The following is a 13,582-nucleotide window of genomic DNA, read 5'->3' on the forward strand; positions in this document are numbered from 1 at the left end:
TCACAGGAGTAAAGGAAGGAGGTAACAAAATGTTCGGATTTTGGTTGTTTCTGCATCTGGCCGGTTTGTTCCTGTGGCTAGGTGCGCTCTTGGCGAAAACGGTCGTGCTCGGCATGTTGCAAAAGCAGTTAGGCTCGGAGACGGGCAACACGTTGGCCCAAAGGGTTATCCGCACCTTCAGTCTGTTCGCTCATCCAGGCGCCGTTCTGGTTCTAATCAGCGGAGTATTCCTTATTATACAGATGGGCTTGGGAAAGGGTAAGCCTGTTTGGCTGGAAGTCATGGAAAAGGGCGGGGGGATGATCATCATTCTCGCTCTGATCATTACCGGAATATGGGGAAGCAAGGTGAGAAGACGCCTTCGTGACGGTTCAGCGCAAGCCGTCAAGCTAAACGGTTATTTGACGGTTCTGGCCGGCTTTATGGTGCTGATATTAGGGGTCGTGCTGGTTGTCAGTCTGAGAATATAAAGCTTCGGAATCGATGAGACGGTTGCTCCTGTCAAGGGCAGCCTTTTTTTACGGCTTCATCGCTATCGTTCGTGGCTAATTTTCCAAACCGAACATTTTTGTAATACTCCATTCATTTTCCGTTCATTATCCTTTCGTTAAAAATATGGTATACTGTTTATAGGATAAACAATTTTTTTCGTTGGAGGACTGGGGGGAGCAATCGTGGCGAAAGACGATGAAATAGATGAAATAGAAGAAATAGCGAAAAACTTGCCCAAAGGCGCGGCGATCAGCTGGGGGTTGGTAAAACCGCCGCAGCGGGGACCGAAGCGGGAGATGAGCATTTCCCAAATTGTCGGGAAAGCGGTAGAAATTGCGGATCAAGACGGTCTCTCCGCTGTGTCCATGAGCCGGGTCGCAGCGGAATTAGGATATACCGCGATGTCGCTGTACAGGTACATTCCAAGCAAAGAGGATCTGCTTCTTCTCATGCAAGAGGCTGTTAGCGACATCCCTTTTCCGCCTGAGGAAGACGAAAAGGATTGGCGCGCGAACATGCGCGATTATACGAGAGCATGCATTAAAATTTTCACGGACCACCCTTGGTTTGCTGAAATTCCGATCACCGGTATTCCGATTGGACCGAATAATTTGAAGTTTGTTGATTGGATGCTTCGGGCGATGAAGAATTTTCCGTTCAACGAGCACGAGAAAATGGCCATCGTTCTTTTGATCAGCGGTTATGCGCGTTCGATGGGGATTCTGCACCGCGATATGAATCGCGCATTTCAGGCCGGATGCACTCCCGAACAGTTCAGCGGCGTCAATTATAGCGCGGCGCTCAAGAAGCTCGTTCGTGCGGATCAATATCCGTATTTGCATCCTATTGTCATGTCGGGCGTATATGCCGGCGAACATGAAAACGAAGATGCCGCATTGAACGATTTGGATTTCGGGTTGGAACGGATTCTTGACGGCATCGAGTATTATCTTCATTCAAAGTTGCAAGTGGAATCGCAAGGCAATCAGGGAAAATAATAGCGCGGAACAAAACAACGGCTGCAGCAATCGCTGCAGCCGTTGTTCGTGCTAGCGCCGTCCCGCTCTCCGGCGGAATGTCAAAACGCTCCATAACATCGCAACGAGCAGAATAAGAGCGCACCAGCCGACGGCCAACCAAATATTTTGTTGATCCGGCGCGCCCATCAGCAGTCCGCGGATCGCCTCAATGACCGGTGTGATCGGCTGATTGTCCGCCACGCCGCGCAGCCATGCCGGCATCGTATCCGTCGGAACGAAGGCGCTCGACAGATAGGGGAGGAACAGCAGGATAAAGCCGTATCCGCTGGCGGCCGACGGGCTGCTGGCGACAAGTCCGATGGCGGCGAACAGCCATGTAAAGGTTAGGATGAACAAGGCGATAATCCCGATCGCCAAGATCCATCCGACTGCGCCGGCAGAGGGGCGAAAGCCGATGAGCAAGGCCACTCCAATGACGATGCCCGTCGCAAGCATATTCCTGGCCAAGCTTGCGACGACATGGCCGGTAATGACGCTCATGCTCCGGATCGGCATCGTACGAAACCGGTCGATGATGCCGTTCGTCATGTCCGTCGCTACGTCGGAGGCGGTGCTGGACGATCCGAATCCGGCGCACAGCAATATAATGCCCGGCACGACATAGTTCACGTATTGCCCGCTGGAATCGAGCGCTCCGCCGAATACATAGGTAAACAAAAACATAAGCATAACAGGGAGCATGATCGCCATAATGAGGGCGTCTATATTACGCAAGCTATGGCGAATGCTTCGTCCGATGAAGACGGCGTTCGTTACGCCGAAAGATGCCGATTTCGTGATATGGGTCGGTGTTGTCATCCGATTGCCTCCTCCGTTTCTTTCGTTGTCAATGCGATAAACACATCATCCATATTGGGTCTGGTGAGATGGACGCGTGTTCCTTGCGGTACCTGATGGGCCGCGTTTTGCAGCGCTTTGCTGACATCATGAATGCTGCCGCTGGTTGGAATTTTACGGATGACTTCGTCATTTGCATTATATAGTTCCAGCACGGCGCCGCCAACGCGCGATTTCAGTTCTTCCGCGGACCCTTGCGCCGCAACGCGCCCTTCGGCGATGACCGCAATCGTATCGGCGAGTTGATCGGCTTCTTCCAAATATTGCGTCGTGAGAAAAATGGTAATGCCCCGTTCCTTCAATGCCAGAATAACGTCCCAAAGGGCGCGGCGGCTGTGCGTGTCGAGGCCTGTCGTCGGCTCATCCAGAAACAGCACCGGCCGGTCGACGACCAGGCTGACGGCGATATCCAGGCGGCGGCGCATCCCTCCCGAATACGTCTTGACCAACTTTCGGGCCGCTGCCTCAAGGTCGAAACGCTTCAACAGTTCGACCGTCCGGATCCGCGATTCCGCGGAGGAAAGTCCGGACAATCTGCAAATCATGCGCAAATTCTCCTCGGCGGTCAACACTTCGTCGACGGCGGCGAATTGCCCCGTAAGGCTGATCGAACGCTTCACCTCGTTTTTTTGCGTTGCGACATCATACCCGGCTACGCGAACCGAACCTTCGTCGGACGCGACAAGCGTGGATAAAATATTGATTAATGTCGTTTTGCCGGCGCCGTTGGGGCCTAGCAGCGCGAAAACCGATCCGGCGGGCACGTGAAGGTCGATGCCGTCTAAGACGAGTTGCTTTCCGAACGATTTGCGCAAACCTGAAATTTCAATAGCGAACCTATCCATCGTTATTCCCCTTTCCATTGTATATTGAATAAACTGTTTTATACATAAACAGTATATACTATAAACAGTAATTGCACAACAACAAAAATTTTAGATGTCGTTTTCGTCAAAGAAAGATGCAGCGCTCAAAATGATTTGGTTTATGACATCAAATGTCATATAATAAGTAGAAATGGGGCAACGGGCGAGAGCCTGGAGGGGGAAAGAAGTTGAGAGCGGATCGATTAATATCCATCATCTTATTGTTGCAAAACAATGGCCGGTTGACTTCGCGGGAACTGTCGGAGAAGCTGGAAGTGTCCGAACGGACGATTCATCGCGATATGGAGGCTTTGAGCGCGGCCGGAATTCCGGTGTTCGCCGAACGAGGGTCGCAGGGCGGATGGGCGCTTGCGGAAGGATACCGGACGAACTTGACCGGATTGAAAGCGGAAGAAATGCAATCGCTGCTGTTGGCGCATTCTTCCTCGCTGTTGCGCGATCTGGGATTGGACAACGTATTTCACGATGCGTTTCAGAAGCTGGTAGCCGCCTTTCCCGCGCGTCTCCGCGAAGATGCCGCCATGGTGCGCGAGCGCATTCATATTGACGGAGCGGGGTGGCATCAATCGGCCGAGTCGCTTCCCGCTTTGCCGATCGTGCAAGACGCCGTTTGGCAGCAAAAGAAGCTGCATATGCAGTATTCCCGGGAGGAAGAGGTAACGGAGCGGATTGTCGAACCGTTGGGCCTGGTCGCCAAAGGCGTCATTTGGTATCTCGTCGCCGCGACGGAAGGAGACATTCGGACGTATCGAATTTCGCGCATCGCCAATCCCCGAATCTTGGAAGAGTCGTTTCAACGCCCGGATTCGTTCGATTTGGCCACATATTGGGAACAATCCACGAAACAATTCAAGGAGCAACTGCCCCGCTATCCGGCGCGGCTTCGTTTTCATGAAAGGGCGTTGCCACGGATGAGCCAGCAGCGTTACGTGAAGCTTGTTCGCACCGAACCTGCGGTGAACGGCTGGATCGAGGCGGACGTCGAATTTAATACGCTTTCGTCCGCCTGCGAAATTTTGCTTAGTTACGGACTGCTTGCGGAGGCGCTTGCGCCGCCCGAATTGCGCGAGAGCGTCATCGGGCAAGCGAAGTCGATCGTCACGATGTATGGGGGGGCTTTGAAGTAACCTATCAATTGATCTTGTCACCACAGTTTGACGATTTCCTCCATCATCTTGCAAAACCGAACTTGATATTAGCGGAAAATACGACAAAATCAATCGGCATAAAGTTAAAAACCAACATTGGACAGCACATTATCAGCATGTTGAAGCCTTTGACAAAACGTCCTGTCGCAGATCATACACAAGGGTAAGTAACACTGCTTTCTTGCCACGGTTAAGTTAGTGTACCGAATGGTCTACATAGAGGACGTGAACTCGTGTCGAGGATATGAGAGGCTCGAAATAAAGTTCGATTTTCAGACTTAGTACCGATAAAAAAGTTGCGCTAAGCGAAGAAGCTGTGATTCTGAAAGCGGTATGTATACAATTAGAGCGGAAGTAGATAATTTCCGCTTAATTAGACAAAATAAGATTTTCGAACTTGAAAAAATGTCATTATATGGTATAATTATAATATATTTAGAACAAAAATAATATAATTGCAGAGAAAATAATGAATAATTGAATACTTTATTAAAAGGGAATAATGTAAATTGATGTTTGTTAGCTGGCCAGCTTTCAATAAAATTAATTTAACGGAGGGAGTATAATGTATAAATTTATTACCTCTGCTGTTACATCAATGTTGTTGATATCTTTGTTCCTTATTAATCCTGTTTCTGTCTCCGCGCATCATTGGAAATATGATAAAAGTTGGAGTGCAGTAAATAGCACATGGTGGAATGGGTGTACTGGGCTAGGATCATTAAGTCATAACAAAAATATATGGTTAGACTATGTAGGTGGCGATTTCGGTTATATATTTATACACGACCATGAGGTTTGGGCAAATACTACGTATGAAGTAGCATACGATTATGATGTGACAATTATGAGAGCGCTTCATTATTATGATGAATCTAATAATCGAATTGGAGGAGTAGGGGATCAGGAGTGGTCATATGCTATGGAACACACTGTATTAATGAGTCCAAATTGGACATATACTTATGGCCATAGTGATAATCAGGTATGGGGAGAATTAAATGAAGATGTGAGACTTGAATATGATACCGCTGCAAGGATTTCGACTAATTGTGAAGGGTTTAATACTGTATTTCTAGGGAGCTTTGCTACGCAATCGGATATTATTAGAAATTCTTCATCTTTAACTTCTTATTCAACCGAGAAGCTGCAAATACAAAGTGAATCTATAAAAGCAGGTATTGATTTAAAAAATAAAATAATGGCTTCATCTCAAGAGAAAGAAATTGTTATAAATTATATTGATAATAATATTGCTGGTAATACTGCTGGAAATGATGTGTTAACTGTCAATGATGAAAGAATAGACAAATGGATAGAAAGGCTCGCCATAGATGCTATCATTTTTAATAAAATAGATGTAGATTATAGCGATATAATTAAAAACGCTGCATTTAATACTCTTCGTCAAGATGCTGTCTTACTACTTGCGAATAATTATAATGTTGGAATAAATGATAGTGAATTAAAAGATTATATTGAAAATGAAAAGACACGAATTTTAAGTACTGACTCAGGTAGGGAAGTTGTAAAGGAAGTAATCGAAGGGCTAGGATTACACAGTGTTGAAGGTCTCTTTTATGAATACGACCTTGATCATCATATCAATAACTATATTTGGACAAAGATTAAACCAATCTATGAAATCAATAATCCAATGCAAGAAAATGAAGATTCATTAGCTTATAATAGACGATTACTTAGTATATATCATAATGATATAAGAGAAATAATGAATTCGTATTCGATTAGAGTGAGTTAATGATGATAACGAATAAATGGTTGGAGATCCAACCATTTATTCGTTATGTGCACCTAGTCTTAATATGTGGGCTATTCTTAGATTAGTACTTCCATGTGTATATATTTGACGTTTTATGGAAACGGAAAACTCGATTAAATTATGATGATGGTATTTTACTCGTCAATTTAATTGCTTTAAATTATAATTATTTTTTTGAACATAGTGAAGTGCTAAATGTATTCAGCGGTTAAGGCGGTTATATCAATAAAAATACCTCCAATAAAGAGAGATGAATCTTATGCTTAGGAAACTTTTTATCTTGTTATCATTCGTAATTTTAATTGGATGTTCAAATCAACGTAATGTAGACCATTATAGTGATTCAATTATTATGGACAAAGAGAATAGTAGAATCATCTTAGTTCAGGCAAAACAGATGCGGAAATATTTATTGACTATTGAGTATGCCTTTACAAACTACTCAAATAACACAGTGGGACCGCTCTATTTTGAATTTATTTTCCATGATAAATTGTTAGTTGATTATCTTGGTAAGGAGAATTACTCCCCTGATAAAAGACTTAATACTCCAAACACACTTCATCCAAATGAAACTTTTAAGAGTAGTGTTACGCTGGAATTGTCCATAAATAACGAAGAGGCATTTAAAGTTATTCAAGAGCTCCTTGAAGAAAATAAAAATACGGTTGAGATTCGCTTGATCCGCGTTGATGATGAGAGAGTACTAGCAAGTGACTCGATTATGCAATTTAGTACTAAGATTGAACAATGAGAATTGAAAGAGTCACAGTATCACTCGTTCCAAAAAGCGCATGGTATGGGCTTGTCTGAAGGGGCAGCTTTATCATCTATATAATCTGCTGCCCCTCCGTCAGACGTTTCTCATTTTCATCATAATGTTTATATGATACAAGAAGTCCTGCGAATTCGGCAGCATGAGGCTGTGGAAGAACTGCCGATGGGTAAACAAATGCAGATGGATTTTGGGGAAACGAAGCGAAGCTGAGGCATCCAGAAGGCCATTTGTTGAAATATTTGGAAATACCTAAGCGCTGAAAGTTTGTTTAGCGAAAACTGCTCAAAAGTACTTGACGGTTACACCAGTCTAAAATGGCGACCAGATACATTCAACCGTTTTGTAGCAGGATATAGGTGATGTCGATTCCCAGACTTGGTTCACATGGTCGATGGTCAGGTCTCGCAACAAATAGGGAGATGATTCGGTATTGCAAATTCGGCTTGCTTAAGTTCGGGCCAGGGTAGAAAGCTGCCAGTCCCATTTATTGCAATGCCCTCTGCTCCTTCCGCTTTATATTTGTTCTTTAGCCGGATGACTTGCCGAATGGAAATCCCCAGCGCAATAGTCCTTCGTTGTTTGTCATATGCCCATCGATGATTTTCCACACCAGTACCTTCTTCAATTCTTCTCTGCTCAATGTAATTGTCTCCTATCCCATAGTGACATTATCTCAGAACAGTTATGGGATGACGTAATCACAGAACAACAACAAAATCGAATGCCGGCACTTGTGAGGCGGGCTCTTTTCGAGTATAATGCAGCCAAGCCTGCATGTTCTCCAACCGTGATATCATCCCCCTTTTTTTATCTTTTTCATGTGCTGATCTACCGGTCTCCGCACGTACGGGCAGAGTGAAGTGTCCTGCGCTGTCCATTTCCCTTACCGAATGATTGCAACGAATCCAAATGAAAAGAAAAAACGGAAAACGCATTCTTTTTGTTTTCGCTATGTTTCTTGTTTGAACATGCGTTTTTCATCTGTGTTTTAGGTTGTTATTCATAACAATCAAAAGGGAAAGGCAAAATAAAGCAAACATGCACGAGGAGAAAACAACAGGATGATGAAGAAAAACAGACTGGCCGTAGAAAGGCAAAAAGAAATCTACGACTTGATCGTGCAATCGGGTACCGTCTATGTTGCGAATTTAAGCCGCAAGTTCAATGTGACGAAGGAAACGATTCGCAGAGACCTGGAAGCGCTGGAGAAAGAGAAGCTGATCCAGCGGACGCACGGCGGGGCCGTACTGAATCAACATACGCCGCTTCATCGGCAAATTTCCAATCTGGACGTGAAAATTTCGATCGCGAAGGAGGCTCTGCAGTTCATTGAAGAGAACGATATTATCGGGCTCGATAGCAGCGATTATTCGCTGCAGCTTGCCAAAGAACTGGACGACCGCGAAATTACCGTCATTACCAACTCGATCCCGATTACGCTGGAGCTTATCAATAAGCCGAATATTCGTTTAATTACGATCGGGGGATACGTCAATCACAAGCTTTCCTCTTTCGTCGGGGCGATGGCCGAGAAATCGGTCGACAACTATCGGTTGGGCAAATATTTTCTATCCTGCAGCGGTTTCGATCTGGAATTCGGCGTTTTCGAGAACGACGAGATGGAAGGGCAAGTGAAGCAGCAGTTCATTAAAAACGCGGACGAAGTCATTCTGATGGTGGATCATAACCAGTTCGGCAAACGGTCGTTAACGAGTTTGGTAGGGCTGAAGCAATTAGATAAATTGATTATCGACCAGGGACTGTCCGTCAACAATTTGACTTTGTTAAAAAATAAAGGCTTGAACGTATTTTTGGCGCATTAGCGAAACAAAAAACCATTTTTGTTTCGCTTTTTTTATTTGAAACATTTTTGACTTGGTTTTCTATCGTTTTAAATGCGGAGGATGTCTTGAAACAAAAATATGAAAGTGATTACATTGGACATGTGACAAGGAGACATCGCCATGAAAAAAATATGCATAGTGGGTAGCTTGAACACCGACATTATCATTACAACGCAGAAGTACCCGAATCGCGGCGAGAACATATCAGGCGAAAAGGGAATGGTTCTTTCGGGCGGCAAAGGGGGAAATGCCGCAACAGCCGTAGCAAAGCTGGGGAAGGAGCCCGTTCTGATCAGCTCGGTCGGCGCGGATTATTTCGGCGATAACTTGCTTGCGGACTTGCGGAACAATCGCATCGATATTACTTCCGTCAAGCGAACGCCGCTGGCCGGCACCGGTCTAACGACCATTATTATTGACGCGATCGCGGAAAGAACGATGGTCAACGCTCCCGGCGCCAACGCGTTATTGTCCGCGGCCGATATCGACCGGACGGCGGAGCGCATCGAGGAATGCGGCGTACTGCTCGCACAGCTGGAGGTTGCGGAGGAAGCCGTCATTCAGGCGATGAAGTACGCCAAGGAATACGGGCTGCTCGTCATTGTCGACCCGGCTCCGGTGGAAGGAATTACGATGCGTGCGATCCGGTACGCCGACATCCTCATTCCGAACGAGCAGGAAACGAAATATTTGACGGGGATCGATGTGAACGGCGTGGACGATGCGGTCGAAGCGTGCCGGTATTTTGAAACAATCGGCATTCATAATTCGATTATTAAGATGGGGCATCGCGGCGCGCTCGTGTACGCTTCGGGACATTGGGAGTTTATCGAAGCGATCCCGGTCGAAGCCGTCGACACGGTTGTAGGGGACACATTCTCGGGAGCGCTCGCCTGCTCGCTGTCCGAGGGGAAAAATCTGTTTCAGGCGGCGCGGTTCGCCAGCGTTGTAAGCGCATTAAAAGTAACGCGTTTAGGGCCGCAAATCGGGATACCGACGATTGAAGAAGTCGAGAAATTTATCGACGAGCGGAATTTGCAACGCTTTTTAATGACATAATTCGTTATTTTATTAAATATTTAACATTTTATATTTCATAGTTTGCGAGTTTCTAGGGGGGGTTCCGGTTGAGTAACCTGTTGCTCGAAATGAAAAACATAAGCAAAACGTACCCCGGAGTGAAAGCGCTCGATCAAGTCCGGCTCGAAGTTCGGCCTGGCGAAGTTCATGCGCTGATCGGGGAAAACGGAGCGGGAAAATCGACATTAATTAAAATATTGGCCGGCGTAGAAATGCCCGACCCGGGCGGATCGTTCGTCTTTGAAGAGGAACAAGCCAATATTAGCAAGCCGATCGACGCGACATTGCGAGGCATTTCGATTATTTATCAAGACTTGAGCCTGTTTCCGAACTTAAGCGTCGCGGAAAATATTTGCGCAGGCCGGGATGCCGGCAAAGGCAGCGTCAAGCTCGTCAAATGGGGAGAAATGCGCCGGATTGCGAAGCAAACGCTGCAGGAGCTCGGTTTTGAAATCGATGTCAATACGACGTTGGAGAAGCTGAGCATCGCCAAGCAGCAATTGGTTGCGATCGCACGCGCCATCGCCTTCGACGCCAAGCTCATTATCATGGACGAACCTACGTCGTCGCTATCGTCGGGGGAAGTCGAACTGCTGTATAAGGTCATCGCCGATTTGAAAGCGAAAGGAATCGCGATTCTTTTCGTCAGCCATAAGATGGAAGAACTGTTCACCGTATCCGACCGGATCACGGTATTGCGCGACGGCAAATATATCGGCGTATACGACAAGGAAGAGATGAACGAAGAGAAACTGATTCAACTCATGGTCGGCCGGAAGCTGGAAGAAGTCGAGCGCGACGAGCATCAGCAGGGCGAGCCGGTACTGCAAGTGAAATCGCTGTCTAAGCGGGGCAATTTCAAAGACGTTTCCTTCACGCTGCATAAAGGGGAAATCGTCGGCATTACGGGCTTGGTCGGTTCGGGACGGACGGAACTGGCGCATGCGTTATTCGGCTTGCATCGTCCCGATTCGGGCACGATGGAGTTGGAAGGACATCCTTTGCGTCTGCCCTCCACGGAAGCGGCGGTCAAGAATGGCATCGCTTACGTGCCGGAGAGCAGGCAACGCGAAGGGCTCGTGCTGCAGCAGTCGATCGTCCGCAATACGACGCTCGCCATCATTAAGAAGCTTACCAACGCGCTAGGCAGCATCCAGGCGAAGAAGGAACTCGAGCTGACGAAGGAATACATTGCATCGCTCGATATTCGCCCGAATCTGCCGCATATGGACACCGGCAATATGTCGGGCGGCAATCAGCAGAAGGTTGTTATCGCCAAATGGCTGGCGACCCATCCGAAAATATTGATCGTGGACGAGCCTACCAACGGCATCGATATCGGCGCGAAACGGGAGATTCATAGGCTGCTGCGCAAACTGGCGCGGGAAGGCATGGCCATCATTATGATTTCGTCCGACTTGGGCGAAGTGCTGGCTGTCAGCGACCGGATCCTGGTTATGCGCAAAGGGACGATCGCCGGGGAGCTCGGCATTCAAGAAGCGACGCAAGAGAAAATTATGAATCTTGCCTTGCTCGGGTCGCAACAAATGAAATCAAAGCCGCAAAGCGGGGTGAAAGCGCATGGCTAACTTGTTCAAATCGAAAGAGCTCGGAATCGGCATGATCGTGCTGCTGCTGGTCGTCGCGCTGTCGATCGCGAATCCGGTCTTTCTAACGGGCGAGAACATCATGGATATTTTGAAGGCGAATTCCGTCCTGGGCATTCTGGCCGTCGGCATGACGCTGATCATTATTACCGGCGGAATTGACGTATCGGTTGCGGCGGTTACGGCCGCGGTCACGGTGGTAATCGGGAAAGTCGCCGTCGCGATGCAGGCAAGCTCCTTCAGTCTGATCGCCATCTTCGTCGTCGCGCCGATCGCCGGCGCGCTGATGGGACTGATCAACGGCCTGCTCGTTTCCAAGACGAAAATACCGCCGATCGTCGCCACGCTCGGCACGATGAGCATTATTTCCGGGGCGACGCTCTTTATTACGAACGGTGCGTATATGAACAGCAGCGCGCTGCCGGCAAGCTTCATCAGCTTCGCGAACTTGAAAATCGCCGGCGTATCGATTTTGATCGTTATTTTTCTCGCTACGGTGATATTTACCTGGTTCGTGCTGAAATATTTATCGATCGGACGCTCGGTTCTCTCGATCGGGGGCAATCCGGTTTCGGCGGTTCGCGTCGGCATGAACGTCAGCAATGTGCAAATTTTCGTGTATACCTATATGGGCTTTCTGGCCGGCATCGCCGCGATCGTGCAAACCGCATATACGAAAGGCGTCGATCCGAACGGATTCAACGGCTTCGAGCTGACGGTCATTGCGGCCGTCGTCCTGGGCGGAGCGAATATTCTGGGGGGATCGGGCTCGATGCTCGGCACGTTCCTCGGCGTGCTTCTGCTCGGCATCATGCAAAACGGGTTGATATTAGCCCATATCAACACATTTTGGCAGGAGATTATTACAGGGGCGATCATTTTGCTCGCCGTTTCCTATGACATGATCAAGCGCAGAAGAGAAGAAATGAAGCTGGCCAAAGTCGAAGTGGACGGATAGAAAAGAGGTGAGCGAATATGAAAATTTCCAAAGAATGGATTTTAGGATTGATCTTTCTCGGTTTATTTGCGGTTATGGCCGTGTTCGTACGGGGCTTTATCGATCCGTATAACTTGAACAGCATGCTCTTTCAGCTTCCGGAGCTCGGCATCTTGTCCTTGGGCATGATGGCCGTCATCTTGACGGCGGGCATCGATTTGTCGATTACGTTCGTCGCCGCGCTCTCCGGTGTGGCGATGGCCTATTGCATGGTGGAAGGGATGCCGATATACGCGGCGCTCGCCGTCGGCCTCGTCGTTGCGCTGCTCTGCGGCCTGATTAACGGATTTTTCGTCTCGATCGTCGGCGTCTCGCCGATTCTGGTGACGCTCGGCACGATGACGCTCTTTAAAGGCATCATACTGCTCGTCACGAAAGGGAACAGCGTCTCCGGCTTCCCGGATAGCTACTCCGTAATCGGCAACAACGATATATTGGGCATTCCGCTTCCGATCATCATCTTCGCGGTCGTCGCGCTTGCCGCATGGTATATGTTGAACAAAACCGTCTGGGGGCGCAGCGTGTACATGGCCGGCAACAACCCGGTAGCGACGCTGTTCTCCGGCATTAATACGAAGCGCGTCATTATGTACGTTTATTTGTTCTCCGCTTTGATGGCGTTCATCGCGGCCGTTATTATGACAAGCCGCTACAATTCCGCCAAGGTGGACTTGGGAAGCTCTTATCAATTGCAGAGCATCGCCGTTGCCGTGCTGGGAGGCACAAGCATATCCGGCGGTTACGGGAAAGTGATCGGCGTCATTTTCGGCGCGGGCATTTTCCAAATCTTATCCAGCGGTTTGAACTTGCTCGGCGTACCGGGCATGGTGATCAACATTTTGATCGGCGTTGTGCTTATCGCGGTGCTGATCGTCAATTACTTCTCGGCCAAGCGGGGACAGAAGAAGCTCAAAACCGCCAAGCCGGCCTAACTCCAGGTTTTACCCAAATTTATATAAAAAGCATTAAGAGTCCAGCGGTAAGATGTCAAGCCCCTGATTCATGAGAATTGGAAATTTACTTTAAGGAACAGGTCAATGAGTCAGGAAAAAAGACAACACCAAACTAAACCCAGTTCAAAAATCGAGT

Annotated in this window: 12 protein-coding genes; 10 read left to right on the forward strand and 2 right to left on the reverse strand. The window is 47.8% G+C overall.

What is annotated here, in order from left to right:
• Positions 1-29: 29 nt before the first annotated feature.
• A complete protein-coding gene (locus KQI79_RS21325) occupies positions 30-470 on the forward strand; it encodes a hypothetical protein (RefSeq protein ID WP_216540326.1) in 441 nt (146 codons plus the stop codon).
• A gap of 204 nt (positions 471-674) precedes the next feature.
• Complete coding sequence (locus tag KQI79_RS21330; protein WP_367398223.1) at positions 675-1,490, forward strand: TetR/AcrR family transcriptional regulator; 816 nt, start codon at positions 675-677, stop codon at positions 1,488-1,490.
• Between the two features lie 51 nt (positions 1,491-1,541).
• On the opposite strand, the gene KQI79_RS21335 is transcribed toward KQI79_RS21330, so the two are convergent.
• Together KQI79_RS21335 and KQI79_RS21340 are read right to left on the reverse strand one after the other, a co-directional pair.
• Positions 1,542-2,330 (reverse strand): ABC transporter permease, encoded by a 789-nt coding sequence (locus tag KQI79_RS21335; RefSeq protein WP_216540327.1) that lies wholly within the window; start codon positions 2,328-2,330, stop codon positions 1,542-1,544.
• Positions 2,327-3,214: an ATP-binding cassette domain-containing protein gene (locus KQI79_RS21340; protein WP_216540328.1), complete on the reverse strand. Its 888-nt coding sequence runs from the start codon at positions 3,212-3,214 to the stop codon at positions 2,327-2,329. Before KQI79_RS21340 ends, KQI79_RS21335 begins: the two co-directional genes overlap by 4 nt.
• Before the next feature lie 209 nt (positions 3,215-3,423).
• Between KQI79_RS21340 and KQI79_RS21345 the strand changes: the two genes are divergently transcribed.
• The 8 genes from KQI79_RS21345 (at position 3,424) to KQI79_RS21380 (ending at position 13,425) form a co-directional block, all read left to right on the forward strand.
• On the forward strand, positions 3,424-4,383 hold the full coding sequence (locus tag KQI79_RS21345) for a helix-turn-helix transcriptional regulator (protein ID WP_216540329.1): 960 nt from the start codon (positions 3,424-3,426) through the stop codon (positions 4,381-4,383).
• A 586-nt stretch (positions 4,384-4,969) separates the two neighbouring features.
• Positions 4,970-6,166, forward strand: a complete 1,197-nt coding sequence (locus tag KQI79_RS21350) for a hypothetical protein (RefSeq protein WP_216540330.1) — start codon at positions 4,970-4,972, stop codon at positions 6,164-6,166.
• 301 nt (positions 6,167-6,467) lie between these two features.
• The gene (locus KQI79_RS21355) at positions 6,468-6,941 is read left to right on the forward strand and encodes a hypothetical protein (RefSeq protein WP_216540331.1); all 474 of its coding nucleotides are present in this window, start codon (positions 6,468-6,470) and stop codon (positions 6,939-6,941) included.
• A 1,085-nt stretch (positions 6,942-8,026) separates the two neighbouring features.
• Positions 8,027-8,788 carry a DeoR/GlpR family DNA-binding transcription regulator gene (locus KQI79_RS21360; RefSeq protein ID WP_216540332.1) on the forward strand — a complete coding sequence of 254 codons (762 nt, stop codon included), beginning with the start codon at positions 8,027-8,029 and terminating at the stop codon, positions 8,786-8,788.
• Between the two features lie 141 nt (positions 8,789-8,929).
• Entirely contained in the window at positions 8,930-9,868 is a 939-nt protein-coding gene (locus KQI79_RS21365) for a ribokinase (RefSeq protein WP_216540333.1), read from the forward strand.
• Positions 9,869-9,936: 68 nt separating this feature from the next.
• Entirely contained in the window at positions 9,937-11,478 is a 1,542-nt protein-coding gene (locus tag KQI79_RS21370) for a sugar ABC transporter ATP-binding protein (protein ID WP_216540334.1), read from the forward strand.
• Positions 11,471-12,454 (forward strand): ABC transporter permease, encoded by a 984-nt coding sequence (locus KQI79_RS21375; RefSeq protein ID WP_216540335.1) that lies wholly within the window; start codon positions 11,471-11,473, stop codon positions 12,452-12,454. The genes KQI79_RS21370 and KQI79_RS21375 overlap by 8 nt, the downstream gene beginning before the upstream one ends.
• Positions 12,455-12,471: 17 nt before the next feature.
• Entirely contained in the window at positions 12,472-13,425 is a 954-nt protein-coding gene (locus KQI79_RS21380) for an ABC transporter permease (RefSeq protein WP_216540336.1), read from the forward strand.
• Positions 13,426-13,582: the final 157 nt, after the last annotated feature.

Source organism: Paenibacillus sp. MSJ-34 (assembly GCF_018918005.1).
Taxonomy (GTDB): domain Bacteria; phylum Bacillota; class Bacilli; order Paenibacillales; family Paenibacillaceae; genus MSJ-34.